Consider the following 17,044-nt stretch of genomic DNA (forward strand, 5'->3'; position numbering starts at 1 on the left):
GTCGTTCCTGACGACCGGTGGCGCAGGTCGGGTGATCGGGCTCGCCCCCGGGCGGCCGACCGGGTAGGGAAGGCCCGTGGTCGACCTCGCGAACCTCCCGCCGGACCAGGTGCGTGCGCTGCGCCGTGCCCCGGACGCCGGGTTCCGCCCGCCGATGCTCGCGACCCTCTCGAAGCCGGTCGACCCGCCGCCCCCGCGGGCGGGCTGGACGTTCGAGCGCAAGCTCGACGGCGTGCGGGTGATCGCGACCCGGGAGCGGGGGGAGCGGCCGCGGCTGTGGAGCCGCAACCACAAGCCGGCGGACGCGAGCTACCCGGAGGTCGTCGACGCCCTGGACGCGGCCGGGCCGGACCGGTTCGTGCTCGACGGGGAGATCATCGCCGCCGACGGCCGGTTCGGGTCGCTGCAGGCGCGGATGCACCTGTCCGACGAGCGCCGGGCCCGGGCGACCGGCGTGGCGATCGAGTGCCACCTCTTCGACCTGCTGGTCCTCGACGACCTCGACGTCACCCGCCTCCCGCTGGGCACGCGGCGGGCCCTGCTGGAGACGGTCGTGCGGCCGGACCCGCCGGTCCTGGTGATCTCCCCGGTGCTCGACGGCGATCCGTTGCAGCTCCGCAACGCGGCGTGCGCCGACGGGTGGGAGGGGCTGATCGCGAAGCGCCTCGACGCCCCGTACACCGAGGGTCGCAGCCACGACTGGCTCAAGCTCAAGTGCGTCCGCGACCAGGAGTTCGTCATCGGCGGGTGGACCGACCCGGCCGGGTCGCGCAGCGTCCTCGGAGCGCTGCTCGTGGGCTACTACGACGGCGGGGTGCTCCGCTACGCCGGGAAGGTCGGGACCGGGTTCGACGATGCGGCGCTGAAGCTGCTGCGCTCCCGGCTCGACCCGCTGGCCACCGACGAGGACCCGTTCTCCGACGCCCCCCGCGAGCGCGGCCGGCACTTCGTGCGCCCGGAGCTGGTGTGCCAGGTCGGGTTCGGCGAGTGGACCTCCGACGGCCGCCTCCGCCACCCCCGATACCAGGGGCTGCGGGAGGACAAGGCGGCCCGCGAGGTGGTGCGGGAGATCTGATGTGGCCTGCGGCCAGGTGAGCACTTGGTGGGGCTATAGCCCCACTAAATGCTCACCTGGCGCAGCCACATCTAGGGGTGCCGCGCGTACGCGTCCATCACGCAGTAGACGCAGTAGGCGGCGAAGCCCAGGGCGGCGACGACGAACATCGCAGCACCGACCGTGTACGACGCCATCGTGCGCAGGGCGATGTCGACGCCGCCGATGCGGTCCGGGTCGTCGTTGATCGCCGCGGCCACCGTCAGGACCCCGACGACCCCGAACGTGATCGCCCGCGTCAGGTTCCCGACCGACCCCGTGACCAGCGTCAGCCTCCGCCGGTATCCCGCGAGCTTCTCGGGCACCAGGTCGCCCATGAACGTCGCGCGGACCCCGGTGTAGGTCATCGAGACGAACATCCCGACGGCGACCAGACCGATGACCGCGACGAGCCACCGCCCGCCCGGGTAGGCGAAGACGTCACGCACGGTCTCCTGGAAGGCGTTGCGACGGCCCTGCAGGCGGGTCGCGAACTCCGCGGCGATGTAGGCCACGGACAGCACGCCCAGGGCCTTCGCCCCCGCGCCGAGCCGCTTGCGCCACCGCTCCTCGGGCCGGGCCCACCGGAACCCGACCGCGGCAGCTCGGATCTGCCAGAACGCGAAGGCCACCAGCGCGATCGCCGCGGCGGCGAGCAGCCAGCGCCCGAAGAACCCGCCGCCGGCGGCGACGAGCGAGACGGCACCGCGCGGGTCGGCGTGCCCGTCCTCGCCGTGGCTCGAGCGGGGTCCGAGTGCGGCGATCCGGACGGCGAGCACTGCGATCCCGAGGTGCACCAGCCCGTAGGCCACGAGGCCGACCCGCCCGATCGACTCCACCCAGGCGGGGGCGTCGCGCAGGTCGTCGGCGTCGTCAGATCGGTCGAGCACGGGCCCCTCGTCCACGGTCGAGGCGGGCACGATGCTCATGACGACAGTGGTACCCCCGCGCTGCGGATCTGTCGCTGTGGGGCACCTGTGAGGTGTGGCGCACACCCGTCCGGAACGACGAACGCCCCGCCCCCGGGAGTCCGGGGACGGGGCGTCCGTCGTCTCGCTGCGGTGCTACAGCCCGCCGAGCCCGCCGCCGAGCACGGCCCCGAGCGGGGCGGTGAGCACGTCGAGCGGCGAGCCGCCGCCCTGCTGCTGGGCCGCGGCCTGGCCGGCACCCGTGACGTCGTCGGTGCCCTGCTGGTCGTCCGAGCCCTGCTCCTCGTCGGACCCCTGCTGCTGGTCCTCGGAGTCCGACCCCTGCTGGTCGTCCGAGCTCTGGTCGCCCGAGCTCTGCTGCTGCGACGCCGAGTCGATCGAGTCGGTCTCGGTCGGGGCCGCCGACGCGGTGCCCGCGCCGAGCGCGGCCGTCGCGGCACCGAGGACGAGGACGCCCGCGGCGCGGCGGCGCCAGGCCGAGGTCGTGTCCTGGTCGAGGTCGTGAGTCATGCGCTTCTCCGTTCCCGTTGGGGGAGCACTCCGGGTGGTCGAGCGCCGGCAACCTAACAGAGCAATCACGGCGAGATCACGAAACGGTTACGGCCGCGTTGAGGACCTCCTGGACCCCGATCGCGAGCAGAGCAGGGTCGGGACGGTCGGCGAACCGCTCACCACGGCGCACGGACGGATCGGTGAGCGTGACGTGGCGCGGGTCGAGCGGTGGTCCCCACTGCTCCGGCCCGACCGGCCCGAACAGCGTCACCGACGGCGTGCCGTACGCCGTCGCGACGTGCGCGATCCCGGTGTCCCCGGCGATCACCAGGCGGGCGTGGGCGACCAGCCGGCACAGGTCCCCGATCGACGTCCGCCCGGCCAGGTCCCGCCCCGGCACCCGGCGGGTCAGCGCCACCTCGTCCGCCCCGCCGGTGACGACGACGTCGTGCCCGGCGTCGGCCAGCGCACCCGCCACGGCGGCGAACCGCTCCACCGGCCACCGCTTCGAGCCGAACGCGGCCCCCGGGTGGATCACCGTGACCCCCGTCCCGACGTTCGGTGGGGGCGGTTCGGGTAGGCGGAGGTCGTCGGCCGCGGACGCCGCCTCGTCGGGGGAGACCAGGCCGCACGCGGCGAGCAGGTCGCACCAGCGGCGCCGCTCCGGACGGGTCGGGTCGTCGGTCCACGGCGGGCCGTCCCAGCCGGGGGCCGCGTGCCCGATCCGCCGGGCCACGGCACCGTCGGGAACGAGAGCGTCCAGCCGGGCGTGGCTCTCCGGGCCACGCCCGTGCAGGTTCACCAGCACGAGCGGCGACGGCGACCCACCGGATGCGTGCAGCGGGACATCGTCGATCGGCCGTGGTGCGTCGCCAGCCGGGGGCGGCAGTACGGGGAACCCCGGCACGTCCCGCACCCACGCCGGCCCGTACAGGACGCACGGCGCGTCCGGCAGCGCCCGGCGCAGCAGGCGTAGGGCGGGGACGGCGACCAACAGGTCCCCGAGCCCGAGGTCCCGCAGGACATGAACCGTCAGCGGGCGTTCTCCCCGAGCCCGTCGCGCAGCTGCATCAGGGTCCGGGCCAGGAGCCGGGACACGTGCATCTGCGAGATCCCCACCTCGGTGGCGATCTGCGACTGCGTCATGTTCTTGAAGAACCGGAGCATGATGATCGTCCGCTCGCGCTGGGGGAGCGCGGCCAGCAGCGGGGCGAGCGACTGCTGGTACTCGACCTTCTCCAGTGCGGCGTCGGCCTCGCCGAGCAGGTCGGAGACCGTGCCGGAGTCGGGGTCGTCGACGAGCATCTCGTCCAGCGAGCCCGACCGGTACGCGTTCGAGGCCTCCAGCGCCTCGAGCACGTCCTCCTTGGGCAGGTCGAGGTGCTCGGCGAGCTCGGCGGCCGTCGGCGCCCGGCCCAGCGTCTGCGACATCTGGCCCATCGCCGAGGACAGCGTGACGTTGAGGTCCTTGAGCCGCCGCGGCACCCGCATCGACCAGGCCTGGTCACGGAAGTGGCGCCGCACCTCGCCGGTGATCGTCGGCACCGCGTAGGAGAGGAAGTCCGTGCCGCGCTCCGGGTCGTACCGGTCCACGGCGTTGATCAGCCCGAGCGTGGCGACCTGCTCGAGGTCCTCCTCGGGCTCGCCGCGCCGGGAGAAGCGGCGGGCGATGTGCTGGGCGACCGGCAGGTGACCCCGCACCAGCTCGTCGCGCAGACGCAGCCGCTCGGGGGAGCCGGGCTCGAGCCGGGCGTGCTCGGCGAGCTTCGGCATCAGGTGGTCGTACTCGCCGCGGGAGCCGCGGCGCTCGCTCGGGGTGGTGGTGCCGGAGGCGGTGCCGGTGTCGCTCGCCGTCACGAAAGCTCGGTCCCGAGCCGCCGGACCGAGAGGCGCAGGGCGAGCCGGAACGGGTCGCCGGTCGACGAGAGCATGCGGACATCGTCGGCCAGGGTCGTCAGGATGCGCCAACCGAAGGAGTCGGTGGGCAGCCGTTCGGGGCCGGGCGTCAGGACGGTGGCGGTCACCGTGATGCGCTCCTCGTCGAGGATGAAGGTGCAGGTCAACTTCGTGTCGGGGCGGGCGAGCGGGACGAGGCTGGAGCACGCCTCGTCGACGGCCATCCGGAGGTCGGCCACCGCGTCGAGCGTGAACTCCGCCCGGGCGGCCAGGTCCGCCGCGACGGTGCGCATCGTCACCACCGCGCGGGGCACGGCCGGGACGCGGACCTCCACGTCCTCGGGCGGGCCGTCCTCGTCGGCGAGGGTCGAGCTGGGCCGCGCCACGAGCACCTCCTCGTCCCGCTCCACGACGCCGGGGGCCGCGGACGACGGTGCTCCACGGAGACCCGACGGAGCGATGAGTCTCCGCGGCGCCGGGTGGGTCCCCGAGCCGTCTCGGTCGCGGTTCGTGTACCCGAGGCCCCCGCCGACAAACCGGGGCGTCGCCCGCACCGGGACCACCCGGCCGGGCCTCGGGGGCCCGGGCGACCTGCGACGCCCGCCCCGACGTGGTCTGCTCACGAGGTGCCCCGCGTGCGCGCCGTCCTGTTCGACCGCGACGGCACCCTCGTCCACGACGTGCCCTACAACGGCGACCCGGAACTCGTCGACCCCGTCCCCACCGCCCGCCCCGCCCTCGACCGGCTGCGGGCCGCCGGGCTCGCGACGGGCGTCGTCAGCAACCAGTCCGGGATCGCCCGCGGGGTCCTCACCACCGCGCAGGTGGACGCCGTCAACGCCCGGCTCGACGAGCTCGTCGGCCCGATCGGGGTGTGGGCCTGGTGCCCGCACGGTCCCGACGACGGGTGCTCCTGCCGCAAGCCCGCCCCCGGGCTCGTGCTCGACGCGGGCCGGCGCCTCGGGGTGGCGCCCGACGAGGTGGCCGTGATCGGCGACATCGGTGCGGACGTCGGGGCCGCGGCCGCCGCCGGGGCACGGTCCGTGCTCGTCCCCACCGCCGTCACCCGGCAGGCCGAGATCGACGCCGCGCCCCTCGTCGCCCGCGACCTGCTGCACGCCCTCGACCTGCTGGGCTGTCCGTGAAGGTCCTCGCCGTCCGCCTCGACTCCGACGGCGACGTCCTGCTCACCGGGCCCGCGATCCGCGCGATCGCCGCGCGCGCCGACGAGGTCGTGGCCGTCGTCGGGCCGAAGGGGCGCCAGGCCGCGGGCCTGCTGCCGGGGGTCGACGAGGTCGTGGTGTGGCACTGCAGCTGGGTGGACGGCGACGCCCCGGCCCTGACGCCGGAGTCGGTCGCGGCGACCGTCGAGCGGCTCGCCGCCCTCGGCGCGGACGAGGCCGTGGTGTTCACCTCCTTCCACCAGTCCCCGCTGCCGACCGCCCTGGTGCTGCGGATGGCCGGCGTCCGGCGCATCGCGGCGGCCTCCGTCGACTTCCCGGGCGACCTGATCGACGTCCGCCTGCGCCCCGGCGACCCCGCCCTCGACCCGACCGTGGACCTCGACGACGACCTCCCCGAGCCCGAACGCGCGCTCGCGATCGCCGGGCGCGGCGGCTACCCCCGTCCCGACGACGGGTCGCTGCGGGTCCGCGCGGTCGGGCCGTCGCCGGTCACGGGCCGCTACGTCGTGCTGCACCCCGGGGCCTCCGTCCCCGCGCGCGCGTGGCCGCAGGCGCGGTGCGCCGAGGCGGTGACCGCGCTGCGGGCTGCGGGGCACCGGGTGGTGGTCACCGGCTCGCCGTCCGAGACCGCCCTGACCGCCGCGGTCGCCGGGCGCGACGGGGTCGACCTCGGCGGCGCCACGAGCTTCGCGGAGCTGGCGGCGGTGCTGCGCGACGCGGACGCGGTCGTCGTGGGCAACACCGGGCCCGCCCACCTCGCCGCCGCGGTCGGTACCCCGGTCGTGTCGCTGTTCGCCCCCGTGGTGCCCGCCCGACGGTGGGCGCCCTATGGCGTGCCCCACGTCCTGCTGGGCGACCAGCACGCCCCGTGCCGGGGGACGCGGGCCCGGATCTGCCCGGTCCCCGGGCACCCCTGTCTTGCGGATGTGTCCGCCGCGGAGGTCGTGCGGGCGGTGAACGCGCTGGTCAGCATCGGTTGCCCTGCCGGTGTTCACGGTGAGTAGTAGTTTCCCGACGAGCGTTTACCAGCTCGAAGCCGAAGGGATTCCTCGCCGGTGACCTCCACCCCCGCCACGAGACCGTCGCTGACGGTGCTGCACTGGCACGTGCACGGCTCGTGGTCCACCGCCTTCGTCCAGGGACGGCACCGCTACCTGCTGCCGACCCTGCCCGAGCGCGGACCGTGGGGAGGCGGCCGTCCGGCCGCCTGGAGCTGGCCGGATGCCGCCGTGGAGTGCTCGCCGGAGGAGCTCGTCGCCCGCGCGGACGAGATCGACGTCGTCGTGCTCCAGCGCCCGGAGGAGATCGAGCTCGTCGAGCGCTGGACCGGACGGACACCGGGGACCGACCTCCCGGCGGTCTGGCTGGAGCACAACACGCCGCGCGGGGATGCACCCGCCACCCGCCACCCGGTCGCGGAGCGTGACGACATCCCGGTGGTCCACGTGACCCACTTCAACGCGCTCATGTGGGACTGCGGGCGCGCGCCGACCCGCGTCGTCGACCACGGCGTGCTCGACCCCGGGCACCGCTACACCGGCGAGCTCGACCGGGCCGCCGTCGTCGTCAACGAGCCCGTGCGCCGGAACCGGGTCACCGGCACCGACCTGCTCGCCGGGTTCGCCGACACGTGCGGCCTCGACGTCTTCGGCATCGGCACCGAGCGACTGCCCGAGGCGGTCGAGCATCCCGACGTCCGGGTGATCGGTGACCTCCCGCAGCACCGGATGCACGCCGAACTGGCGCGTCGCCGGGTCTACCTGCACCCGATCCGCTGGACCTCGCTCGGCCTCGCGCTCATCGAGTCGATGATGCTCGGCCTGCCCGTCGTCGGGCTGGCGACCGCCGAGGCCGCCGTGAGCGTGCCGCCGGACGCGGGCGTCGTCTCCACCGACCTCGACGTGCTGCACGAGGCCCTGCGCACCTACCGCGCCGACCCCGATCTCGCCCGGGCCCACGGGACGCGCGCCCGCGAGATCGCCACCGCCCGGTTCTCCGTGGACCGGTTCCTCACCGACTGGGACGACGTGCTCGCCGAGACCGCTGCGAGCCGTTCCACCGTCCCCGCCCGCAGCGGACCCGACGCCAGACCCGTCGCACCGGTCCCGCTGTAACCGCACGGCCGGGCCAGCGTCGGCCCGGCCTCGTCCACCGGCACCACCCTCCGCGGTCGCGACTTCAGCCCATGGTCGCCGTCCGACCATCCCGAATCGCCGTGCGCCCCTGCGCGCTCCTGCGACCCGCCGTCACGGCCGGTCGTGGCGTGCGCGCGCGCACCGGAGGAGGACACCGCCATGCGCATCGCCATGGTCTCGGAGCACGCGAGCCCCCTCGCCGTGCGCCCCGCCGGACCCGGCACGGGCGCCGGCGCCCTCGGCAGCGTCGACGCGGGTGGACAGAACGTCCACGTGCACGCGCTCGCCGAGGCGCTCGCCCTCGCCGGCCACGAGGTCGTCGTGCACACCCGGCGCACCGACCCGCACACCCCCGAGCAGGTCCGCCTGCCCTCGGGGGTCGTGGTGGACCACGTGCCCGCCGGGCCGGCCGTCGAGCTGCCCAAGGACGACCTGCTCGAGCACATGGACGAGTTCGCGACGGTGCTGCGGCAGCGGTGGGCGATCAGGCGTCCCGACGTCGCGCACGCGCACTTCTGGATGTCCGGCCTGGCCGCCCTCGACGCCGGGCGCGCGCTGGGCGTGCCGGTGGTGCAGACCTTCCACGCCCTCGGGTCGGTGAAGCGCCGTCACCAGGGCGCCGCCGACACCAGCCCGCCCTCCCGGGTGGCGCTGGAGTCCGACCTCGGCGCCTCGGTCGACCGCGTGATCGCCACGTGCGCCGACGAGGTGCGCGAGCTGATCGCGCTCGGCGTGCCCGCGACCACCGTCGACGTCGTGCCCTGTGGGGTGGACGTCCGGCGGTTCGACCCCGGCGCCGGTGCCGTCGACGGTCGGGTCGCCGGCCCGCCGCAGGTCCTGACGGTCTCCCGGCTCGTCCCGCGCAAGGGCGTCGACACCGCGATCCGCGCGATCGCCCGGGTCCCCGGGCCCGCGGAGCTCGTGGTGGCGGGCGGCCCGGAGGGCGCGCAGCTCGCGGGCGACCCGGAGGTCGAGCGGCTGCAGGCCGTCGCCGCCGCCGAGGGCGTCACCGACCGCGTCCGCTTCGCCGGGCGGGTCGGACCGGCCGCCGTGCCCGACCTGATGCGGGCCGCCGACGTCGTCGTCGCGCTGCCCGCCTACGAGCCCTTCGGCCTGGTCCCGCTCGAGGCCATGGCGGCCGGGCGTCCCGTCGTCGCCGCCCGGGTCGGCGGCCTCGCCGACACCGTCGTCGACGGCGTCACCGGCCTGCACGTGCCGCCGGGCGACCCGGACGCCGCGGCCCGGGCGATCGCCACGCTGCTGGCCGACCCGGACCGCCGGGAGCGCCACGGCCGCGCCGGCCGCGCCCGGGTGCTGGAGCACTACGCCTGGGACCGGGTGGCCGCCGCGACCGCCGCGGTCTACGCGGACGTCGTCACGACCGCCGCCGCGGCCACGCCCGCCGTCCCCGCCGCCGACCTGACGGGAGTGCGCTCGTGACCACCGTCCCCCCGACCTCCGACACCCCCGTCGCTCCGCTCGTCCGGCCGACCCGGACCGGACAGGACCCGGCGCTCGTCGTCGGGAAGCACCTCGACGGCCTGGCGGCCACCCTCGACGCCGTCCGCGCGCACGCCCCGGTGTTCGCCGCCTGGGGCGCCGAGCTGGCCGCGCGGCTCTCGTCCGGACGACGGCTGCTCGCCGCCGGCAACGGCGGGAGCGCCGCCGAGGCGCAGCACCTCACCGCCGAGCTGGTCGGGCGCTACCGCGGCGAGCGCGAGCCGCTCTCGGCGCTCGCCCTGCACGCGGACACCTCGACGATCACCGCGCTCGGCAACGACTACGGCTTCGTCGAGATCTACGCCCGCCAGGTCCGCGCGCACGGGCGGCCCGGCGACGTGCTGATCCTGCTCTCGACCAGCGGGAGCAGCGAGAACCTACTCGCAGCCGCCGAGGTCGCGCGGGCCCTCGGGGTCACCGTCTGGTCGATCACCGGGCCCGCGCCCAACCCGCTGGCCGAGTGCAGCGACGAGGCCATCTGCCTGCCGGGGGTCACCCCGTCGGTGCAGGAGGCACACCTGGTCGCCGTGCACCTGCTCTGCGAGATGGTCGACTCGACGCTCGGGAGGTCGGTCGCATGAGCGCCCCCCTCCTGGTGATCGGCGACGCCCTGCTCGACGTCGACGTCGACGGCTCCGCGTCCCGCCTGTGCCCGGACGCCCCGGCGCCGGTCCTCGACGCCACCGACGAACGACCCCGTCCCGGTGGTGCCGCCCTGGCCGCGCTGCTCGCGGCGCTGTCGTCGTCGCGCCCGGTCCGGCTCGTGACGCCGCTGGGCGACGACGCGTCGTCCCGGCGGCTCGTCGAACTGCTCGCCGGCACCGTCGAGGTCGTCGGGCTCCCGACGACGGGTGAGATGCCCCGCAAGACCCGGATGCTCGCCGGCGACCGCCCGCTGCTGCGGCTGGACACCGGAGGTCTCGGCGGCGGGCCGTGGGACCTCGACGCGGTTGCCGCGGAGCTGGGCGCGGCCGGCGCGGTGCTGGTCGCCGACTACGGCCGCGGCACCACCGCCGACCCCGACCTGCGCGCCCTGCTCACCGACGCCGCCCGCCGCGTGCCGCTCGTGTGGGACCCGCACCCGAAGGGCACCGACCCGGTCCCGGGCGCGTCCCTCGTCACGCCCAACCTCGCCGAGGCCGGCGCGACCGCCGGCTCCGACTGGCTGTCGACCGCCTCCCGTGCCGCCGCCGACCTGCGCGAGCGGTGGGCGGCCGAAGCCGTCGTCGTCACCGCGGGCGCGCACGGCGCACTGCTGCGTTCGGCCGCGGGCAACGCGGCCGTGCCCGCCCGGGCCGCGAGCGGCGGCGACCCGTGCGGCGCCGGTGACCGGTTCGCCGCGGCCGCCGCCCTCGCCCTCGCGTCGGGCCGCGCGCTCGACGACGCCGTGTCGGCCGCCGTGGCCGCTGCCAGCAGCTTCGTCGGCGGCGGGGGAGCGGGCGCGGTCCGCCGCGCCGACGACGGCACCTGGCACCACCCGGGCGTCCACCGCGATTCGACCGGAGGGCCCCATCGCTCGGATAGACCGGCCATGGGCGCCCACCGCCAACCGGCGGCCCCCGGCCCCGATCCGAGCGAAGGGCCCCTTCGGTCGGATAGGTCGGCCACGGGCGCCCACGGCCAGCTGATCCCCGGCGACGCCGACGCGGCCGTCGCGCTGGCCGAGGAGGTCCGCGGCCGTGGCGGACGGGTCGTCGCCACCGGCGGGTGCTTCGACCTCCTGCACGCCGGCCACGCCCGGACACTGGCCGCCGCCCGCGCGCTCGGTGACGTCCTGATCGTGTGCCTCAACTCCGACGCCTCGGTCGCGCGGCTCAAGGGCCCTGCCCGCCCGATCGTCGGGCAGTCCGACCGCGCCGAGCTGCTGGCCGCCCTGGCCTGCGTCGACGCCGTCGCGGTGTTCGACGAGGACGACCCCCAGGCCCTGCTCGCCCGCCTGCGCCCCGACGTGTGGGTCAAGGGCGGCGACTACGCCGCGGACGACCTCCCCGAGGCACCGCTGGTCCGTTCCTGGGGCGGCGAGGTCGTCGCCGTCCCGTACCACGCCGGGCGCTCGTCGACCCGGCTCGTGTCCCAGGCAGCACGCTCGATCGAAGGAGCATCCGCATGACCGACCCCGGCACCGTCCTGATCACCGGAGGCTCGTCCGGACTCGGCGCCGCCGTCGCCGAGGCCGTCGCGAACGCCGGCGGCACGCCGGTCGTCCTCGACCTCAAGGCCCCCGACGCCGGGCACGCCTTCGTCGAGGTCGATCTCGCCGACCCGACCGCCGCCCAGGCCGCCGTCGCCCGGGCGATCGACGAGCACGGCGGGCTCGACGGCGTCGTGACCGCGGCGGGCATCGACCGCTGCGGGCGCATCGTCGACGTCGAGTGGGACGAGTGGGAGCGCGTGGTCGCGGTCAACCTGCTCGGCACGGCCGCCGTCGTCCGGGCGGCCCTCCCGAGCCTCGAGGAGCGCCACGGCACCGTCGTCACCGTCTCGTCGACGCTCGGGATCAAGGCCGTCTCGGACGCGTCCGCCTACTGCGCCTCGAAGTTCGGCGTCGTCGGCTTCACCCGCGCGATCGCCGCGGAGTGGGCCGGCAAGGTCGGCGTGACGCTGCTGATCCCGGGCGGGATGTGGACGCACTTCTTCGACGATCGCCCCGAGCAGTACAAGCCAGGCCCCGACGCGGAGCTCAACGACCCGGCGCAGACCGCGGAGGCGGCGCTGTTCGCGCTGACCCGCCCGCCCGGCAGCGAGGTGCGCGAGCTGGTCGTCGCGGCGTCCGGGGAGTCGTCCTACCCGTGATCCGCACCGTCACCGGCCGCGGCGCGGGCGCTCGCGACGTCGTCGTGCAGCGTCAGCACCCGGTCCAGCCCGGTGATCCGCAGCGGGCGGCGCACGGTGCGGGCCTGCGAGGCCAGCAGCACCGGGACGCCGCGTCCGCGCAGGTCCTCGGTGATCTCGAGGAGCAGCGTCATGCCCGCCGAGGCGAGCAGCGCCACGTCGTCGAGGTCCAGCACCACCGCCCGCGCGTCGGTGGCGGCCCGCTCGACGCCGGCGCGCAGCGTCGCCGCGGCGGCGCCGTCCACGTCGCCCGCGACCGCGACCACCGCCACGCCGTCGTCGGTGTCGCGCACCGCGACCTCCACCGTCCCGGGGTCCGGGGCCGGGCGCGCGCCATCGCCGGCGCTGCGCTCGCCCCGGTCGGGGTGCACACGGCCTCCTGGGACACGGGCGACCCAGGGAGGGAGCCCACGGGTCGTCGGTCGGGGCCGGGGGCGCATGGCTGGACCCCACGGTTCTGGCGTCGGAACCCTAGCGGAGACGGCCCCGCGGTCCCCGGCCACGTGAGCACCCGCGCACGTCCCACCATCACGTCCGAGGAGGAGGACCGTTGTCCCTGACACCCCTCGACCGCGCCCCGCTCGCCGTCGACCTGCCGCACCGGCTGGCCGGCAGCGCGCCGCGGGTGGTCGTCGTCGGCGACGCCGTCCTCGACTGCTGGATGACCGGCCCGAGCCACCGGCTCTCCCGCGAGGCGCCCGTGCCGGTCGTCGAGATCGACCGCACGCGCTGCCAGCCCGGCGGGGCCGCGAACACCGCGGCCAACCTGGCGGCCCTCGGAGCGCGGGTCGCCCTGGTCTCGGTCGTGGGTGACGACGACGACGGGCGCACGGTGCGCCGGCTCCTCGCCGAGGCCGGCGTCGACACGTCCGGCGTCCTCGTCGCCACCGACCGCCCGACCGCGGCCAAGCGGCGCATCGTCGCCGACGAGGCCATGGTCGCCCGCTACGACACCGTGCCCCCGGTGCGCCCGGTGGGCGGGTTCGACCGGGCCCTCGACGACGCCCTGGCGGGGGAACCGGACGCCACCGTGGTCTGCGACTACGCCGCGGGCGCCCTGGACGACGACGCGGTGGCCGCGCTCGTCGGGCGCCGCGACCGGCTCGGGGTGCTCGTCGTCGACGCCCACGACGTCGCGCGCTGGCAGCCGGCCCGACCCGACGTCGTGACCCCCAACGCCGGGGAGGTGGCCACCCTGCTGGGCCGGCCCCTGCCCGCACCGGACCGGGTCGCGGCCGCCGAGGCCGCCGCACCGGAGCTGCGCGAGCGGTCCGGGGCGTCGACGGTCGTGGTCACCCTCGACCGGGACGGCGCGGTGCTGCTGGCCCCCGACCAGCCCGCCCACCGCACCTGGGCCCGCCCCGCGCCGGAGAGCCGCACCTGCGGGGCCGGGGACTCCTTCACCGCCGGGCTCGCCCTCGCCCTCGCCGCCGGGACCCCCGCGGCGACCGCGGCGGAGCTCGCCCAGGCGGCCGCGGACGTCGTCGTCGCCCGCGCCCACACCGCCGTCTGCTCGACCTCCGACCTCGCGGCGCGGGTCTCGGCGTCCGGGGAGGCGCTGTCCACCCCCGACGAGCTCGCGCGCCTGGTCGCCGGCCACCGCGCCGAGGGGCGGCGGATCGTCTTCACCAACGGCTGCTTCGACGTCGTCCACCGGGGCCACGTCGCCTACCTCAACCAGGCGAAACGACTCGGTGACGTGCTGGTGGTCGCGCTCAACGCCGACGAGAGCGTCGGCCGGCTCAAGGGCCCGGAGCGTCCGGTGAACCCGCTCGCCGACCGCGCGGCGGTGATCGGGGCGCTGTCCTGCGTGGATCACGTCGTCGGGTTCGCCGAGGACACCCCGGTCGCTCTGCTCGAGGAGCTGCGCCCGGACGTCTACGCCAAGGGCGGCGACTACACGCCGGACATGCTCCCGGAGACCCCCACCGTCAGCGCGTACGGCGGGCAGGTCGCGATCCTGGACTATCTGCCGGACCGGTCGACGTCGCTGATCGTGGAGAAGATCCGCGCTCGTGGCTGACATCGACGTCCTGATCCCGACGAAGGACCGCCCCACCGAGCTCGCCACCACGCTGGCCGGCCTGGCCGCGCAGAGCGGCGTCCCGTTCCGCGTCGTGGTCTCCGACCAGTCCGACGGGGACGCCTCCTTCGACACCCCGTCGACGACGACGCTGGTGCGCGCGCTGCGCCTCCGGGGCGTGGAGGTCGAGCTGACGCGGCACCTGCCGCGGCGGGGGATCGCCGAGCAGCGGGCGTTCCTGCTGTCCCGGTCGTCCGCGCCGGCGGTGCTCTTCCTCGACGACGACGTGTGGCTGGAGCCGGGCGTCCTCGCGCGCCTGCACTCCGCACTGCGGGAGCTCGGGTGCGGGATGGTCGCCGCCGCCATGCAGGGCCTCTCGCACCTCGACGACGACCGCCCGCACGAGCGCGTCACCTACGAGCCCTGGGAGCCCGGTCCGGAGCGGATCGAGAAGGAGTCGCCGGCGTGGCAGCGGTGGCGCCTCGGCAACGCGGCGAACGGGCTGCACCTGGCGTTCGCGGAGGGCCTGGATGCCCCCGGCGGGGCGGTGCCCGACCCGTCGTCGTGGTCGGCGTACCGGATCGCCTGGGCGGCCGGGTGCGTCCTGTTCGACCGGGCCGCGCTGCTCGACGCCGGCGGGTTCGACTTCTGGCGCGAGGTGCCGCAGGACGCCCACGGCGAGGACGTGCTCGTCCAGCAGCGGGTCATGGCCCGCTCCGGCGCTGCGGGGATCCTGCCCAGCGGCGCCTACCACCAGGAGTCGGCGACGACGCTGCCCGACCGCGGGTCGTCGGCGGTGGACCTGCTGCCGCTCTGACCCCCTCCGGGGTGTCAGCACTGCGGCCATGCTGACGCTGGACGTCACGAATCCGGGGGGTACGGCGGCGCCCTACCGCCCGCGGAGCGCCGCCACCGTCGCCTGCACCCGGGGGTCGCGGAGCAGCTCGTCCACCGCGAGCGGCAGCGGGATGCGCCAGTTCGGGTAGGCGTCGGTGGTCCCGGGCAGGTTCGGCTGGCGCACCTCGTCGAGGACGTCGGTGAAGGCCGCCAGCACGATCCGCGAGCCCGCCCCGGCGAGCAGCCGGTGCATCGCGGCGACGATCGCCCCCTCGGACCGGTCCTCCCCGAGCGCCCCCTCCGAGACGAGCAGCCCGACGAGCTCCTCGCGCTCGCGTGCGGCCTGCTCCCGGGCCGCGTCGACGTCGGTCAGCAGCCCGGCCTCGTCGCGGGCCCGGACGTGCTCGTCGCGCAGGAACCCGACCGCGGTCGGCAGGTCGTGGGTGGAGATCGTGCCCAGCGTCATCGGGTCCCACCGTGACGGCGGGAGCAGGTCGCCGTGCTCGTCGCGCTGGAACCAGAGCACCGCGCAGCCCAGCATCCCGTGGGCGGCGAGCCCCTCGGTGACCTCCGGTTCGACCGTCCCGAGGTCCTCCCCGACGACGACCGCCCCGGCCCGGGACGCCTCGATCGAGAGCACCGCGAGCATCGCCCGGGCGTCGTAGTGCACGTAGGTGCCCTCCGTGGCCGGGCGGCCCGGCGGGATCCACCACAGCCGCCAGAGTCCGGCGACGTGGTCGATGCGCACCCCGTCGGCGTGACGGAGCACCGCGGCGAGCATGTCGCGCAGTGGCCCGTAGCCGGCCTCGGCGAGCCGGTCCGGGCGCCACGGCGGCAGCGACCAGTCCTGGCCGCGCTGGTTGAAGTCGTCCGGCGGCGCACCGACGTGGACGCCGGGCGCGAGGAACGACTGCAGTGCCCACGCGTCCGCCCCGTCCGGCGCGCACCCGACCGCGAGGTCCGCGATCAGTCCGACCGGCATCCCGAACGTCGCCGCGTGCGCGTCCGCGAGCTGGAGGTCCAGCAGGTACTGGCACCAGGCGTGGAAGGACACGCGGTCGGCGAGCTCGTCCCGGGCGGCCTCGATGCCGGGCGCATCGGGGGAGCGGACGTCCTCGGGCCAGGTCCGCCACTCCGGGCCGTGCCGCTCGGCGAGCGCGTACCAGGTCGCGACGTCGCGCAGCGCCTCCGGGAGCGCGTCCACCGTCGCGCGGTGCTCGGCGGCCAGGGCGGCGTCCGGGTCGTCGGCGTGCTCCTCGGCGTACGCACCGGGGACCGGCGGGGCGGCGCGCTCGACGCCGGGCAGCGCGCCGACCGAGCCGGCGAACGGCCGCAGCATCGCCAGTGCCGCGCGCTTCGCGGCCCAGACGGCGTCGTAGTCGATCAGGTCGGTCGGCTTCTCGTCGGCGAGAGGGTCGGTCGGGACCAGCCGGTCGACCGCGTGCCGCACGTGGGCCGGCGCGGCGCGGTAGGCCGGGGTCGCGGTCACCCGCAGCGAGACCGGGTGCAGGAACCGTCGGGACGAGGGGGAGTAGGGCGAGGCCTCGACCGTCGGCTCCAGCCGCAGCGCGTGCAGCGGGTTGCACAGCACCGCTCCCGCGCCCTGCTCCGACGCGGCGGCCAGCAGGTCGCGCAGGTCCACCAGGTCGCCGACGCCCCACGAGCCGGACGAGTGCAGCGAGTACAGCTGCACCATCCAGCCCCAGGTCCGCGGGACGTCGGCCAGCGTCGACGGCGGCGCGAGCACCGTCGCCTCCTCCGGCCCGACGCGCACGCGGTGGTACCCGACGGGCAGGTCCGCGAGCCGCGCGACCTGCTGCACGGTCCCGTCCTCGAGCGTCAGTTCCCCGGGCGCGGGCAGCTCCACGGGCTCGTTCCCGACGACGAGCGTGGGCGGCAGGCCGCCCTCCCGGCGGTCGTCGAGCGCCGCCCGGAGCGCCTCCGGCGTGGAGGCGTCCACGTCCAGGGCGGCGAGCACGTCGACGACGACGGACGCGTCCACCTGCACCGTCCGCTCGCCCGCGTCGCGGTAGGAGGTGGCGACGCCGTGCGCGGCGGCGAGCGTCGCGAGGTCGTCGGAGACAGCGTTCTCGCCGGGCACCGGGCTCCTCTCGGGGGTCGGA

The 17,044-nt window shown here is 76.2% G+C and carries 17 protein-coding genes; 10 read left to right on the forward strand and 7 right to left on the reverse strand.

All coding sequences use genetic code 11. The features are described 5' to 3' along the window. Positions 1-76 precede the first annotated feature (76 nt). Entirely contained in the window at positions 77-1,075 is a 999-nt protein-coding gene (ligD, locus tag QRT03_RS31560; protein WP_286057143.1) for a non-homologous end-joining DNA ligase, read from the forward strand. 71 nt (positions 1,076-1,146) lie between these two features. Here the strand turns inward: ligD and QRT03_RS31565 are convergent, their stop codons facing one another. The 5 genes from QRT03_RS31565 to QRT03_RS31585 form a co-directional block, all read right to left on the reverse strand. After that, on the reverse strand, positions 1,147-2,022 hold the full coding sequence (locus QRT03_RS31565; RefSeq protein ID WP_286057144.1) for a DUF1206 domain-containing protein: 876 nt from the start codon (positions 2,020-2,022) through the stop codon (positions 1,147-1,149). 135 nt (positions 2,023-2,157) lie between these two features. Beyond that, positions 2,158-2,532 (reverse strand): hypothetical protein, encoded by a 375-nt coding sequence (locus QRT03_RS31570; protein WP_286057145.1) that lies wholly within the window; start codon positions 2,530-2,532, stop codon positions 2,158-2,160. 76 nt (positions 2,533-2,608) lie between these two features. Beyond that, positions 2,609-3,508 (reverse strand): glycosyltransferase family 9 protein, encoded by a 900-nt coding sequence (locus tag QRT03_RS31575; protein ID WP_286057146.1) that lies wholly within the window; start codon positions 3,506-3,508, stop codon positions 2,609-2,611. Between the two features lie 38 nt (positions 3,509-3,546). Continuing rightward, positions 3,547-4,371: a SigB/SigF/SigG family RNA polymerase sigma factor gene (locus QRT03_RS31580; RefSeq protein WP_425604934.1), complete on the reverse strand. Its 825-nt coding sequence runs from the start codon at positions 4,369-4,371 to the stop codon at positions 3,547-3,549. Beyond that, positions 4,368-4,796, reverse strand: a complete 429-nt coding sequence (locus QRT03_RS31585; protein ID WP_286057147.1) for an ATP-binding protein — start codon at positions 4,794-4,796, stop codon at positions 4,368-4,370. The genes QRT03_RS31580 and QRT03_RS31585 overlap by 4 nt, the downstream gene beginning before the upstream one ends. 249 nt (positions 4,797-5,045) lie before the next feature. On the opposite strand from QRT03_RS31585, the gene QRT03_RS31590 reads away from it, so the two are divergent. The 7 genes from QRT03_RS31590 to QRT03_RS31620 all read left to right on the forward strand — a co-directional run bounded on the left by QRT03_RS31590 (position 5,046) and on the right by QRT03_RS31620 (position 12,022). Then, positions 5,046-5,555: a D-glycero-alpha-D-manno-heptose-1,7-bisphosphate 7-phosphatase gene (locus tag QRT03_RS31590; RefSeq protein ID WP_286057148.1), complete on the forward strand. Its 510-nt coding sequence runs from the start codon at positions 5,046-5,048 to the stop codon at positions 5,553-5,555. Continuing rightward, a complete protein-coding gene (locus tag QRT03_RS31595; RefSeq protein WP_286057183.1) occupies positions 5,546-6,598 on the forward strand; it encodes a glycosyltransferase family 9 protein in 1,053 nt (350 codons plus the stop codon). The genes QRT03_RS31590 and QRT03_RS31595 overlap by 10 nt, the downstream gene beginning before the upstream one ends. Before the next feature lie 51 nt (positions 6,599-6,649). Then, positions 6,650-7,708 carry a glycosyltransferase gene (locus QRT03_RS31600; RefSeq protein WP_286057149.1) on the forward strand — a complete coding sequence of 353 codons (1,059 nt, stop codon included), beginning with the start codon at positions 6,650-6,652 and terminating at the stop codon, positions 7,706-7,708. 180 nt (positions 7,709-7,888) lie between these two features. After that, on the forward strand, positions 7,889-9,169 hold the full coding sequence (locus QRT03_RS31605; RefSeq protein ID WP_286057150.1) for a glycosyltransferase: 1,281 nt from the start codon (positions 7,889-7,891) through the stop codon (positions 9,167-9,169). A gap of 101 nt (positions 9,170-9,270) precedes the next feature. Beyond that, the gene (locus tag QRT03_RS31610) at positions 9,271-9,810 is read left to right on the forward strand and encodes a D-sedoheptulose-7-phosphate isomerase (RefSeq protein WP_286057184.1); all 540 of its coding nucleotides are present in this window, start codon (positions 9,271-9,273) and stop codon (positions 9,808-9,810) included. Further along, positions 9,807-11,339, forward strand: coding sequence for a D-glycero-beta-D-manno-heptose 1-phosphate adenylyltransferase (gene rfaE2 / locus QRT03_RS31615; RefSeq protein ID WP_286057151.1), 1,533 nt, complete (start codon positions 9,807-9,809; stop codon positions 11,337-11,339). The genes QRT03_RS31610 and rfaE2 (QRT03_RS31615) overlap by 4 nt, the downstream gene beginning before the upstream one ends. Continuing rightward, positions 11,336-12,022: an SDR family oxidoreductase gene (locus QRT03_RS31620; RefSeq protein WP_286057152.1), complete on the forward strand. Its 687-nt coding sequence runs from the start codon at positions 11,336-11,338 to the stop codon at positions 12,020-12,022. The genes rfaE2 (QRT03_RS31615) and QRT03_RS31620 overlap by 4 nt, the downstream gene beginning before the upstream one ends. On the opposite strand, the gene QRT03_RS31625 is transcribed toward QRT03_RS31620, so the two are convergent. Further along, positions 12,013-12,432, reverse strand: a complete 420-nt coding sequence (locus tag QRT03_RS31625) for an anti-sigma factor antagonist (protein WP_286057153.1) — start codon at positions 12,430-12,432, stop codon at positions 12,013-12,015. The genes QRT03_RS31620 and QRT03_RS31625 overlap by 10 nt on opposite strands. Before the next feature lie 179 nt (positions 12,433-12,611). Between QRT03_RS31625 and rfaE2 (QRT03_RS31630) the strand changes: the two genes are divergently transcribed. Both rfaE2 (QRT03_RS31630) and QRT03_RS31635 read left to right on the forward strand, forming a co-directional pair. Beyond that, a complete protein-coding gene (gene rfaE2 / locus QRT03_RS31630; protein WP_286057154.1) occupies positions 12,612-14,084 on the forward strand; it encodes a D-glycero-beta-D-manno-heptose 1-phosphate adenylyltransferase in 1,473 nt (490 codons plus the stop codon). Then, positions 14,077-14,901, forward strand: a complete 825-nt coding sequence (locus QRT03_RS31635) for a glycosyltransferase family 2 protein (RefSeq protein ID WP_286057155.1) — start codon at positions 14,077-14,079, stop codon at positions 14,899-14,901. The genes rfaE2 (QRT03_RS31630) and QRT03_RS31635 overlap by 8 nt, the downstream gene beginning before the upstream one ends. 72 nt (positions 14,902-14,973) lie before the next feature. Here QRT03_RS31635 and QRT03_RS31640 read toward each other — a convergent pair whose 3' ends face one another. After that, positions 14,974-17,022, reverse strand: a complete 2,049-nt coding sequence (locus tag QRT03_RS31640; protein ID WP_286057156.1) for a 4-alpha-glucanotransferase — start codon at positions 17,020-17,022, stop codon at positions 14,974-14,976. Positions 17,023-17,044: the final 22 nt, after the last annotated feature.

The sequence above is a fragment of the Actinomycetospora termitidis genome (assembly GCF_030286555.1).
In the GTDB taxonomy this organism is placed as follows: Bacteria; Actinomycetota; Actinomycetes; order Mycobacteriales; family Pseudonocardiaceae; genus Actinomycetospora; species Actinomycetospora termitidis.

Bases quoted from the DNA above. Each gene is read 5' to 3' on its own strand.
- QRT03_RS31565 (WP_286057144.1), bottom strand. From the start codon at position 2,022: ATGAGCATCGTGCCCGCCTCGACCGTGGACGAGGGGCCCGTGCTCGAC.
- QRT03_RS31570 (WP_286057145.1), bottom strand. From the start codon at position 2,532: ATGACTCACGACCTCGACCAGGACACGACCTCGGCCTGGCGCCGCCGC.
- QRT03_RS31605 (WP_286057150.1), top strand. From the start codon at position 7,889: ATGCGCATCGCCATGGTCTCGGAGCACGCGAGCCCCCTCGCCGTGCGC.
- rfaE2 (WP_286057151.1), top strand. From the start codon at position 9,807: ATGAGCGCCCCCCTCCTGGTGATCGGCGACGCCCTGCTCGACGTCGAC.
- QRT03_RS31620 (WP_286057152.1), top strand. From the start codon at position 11,336: ATGACCGACCCCGGCACCGTCCTGATCACCGGAGGCTCGTCCGGACTC.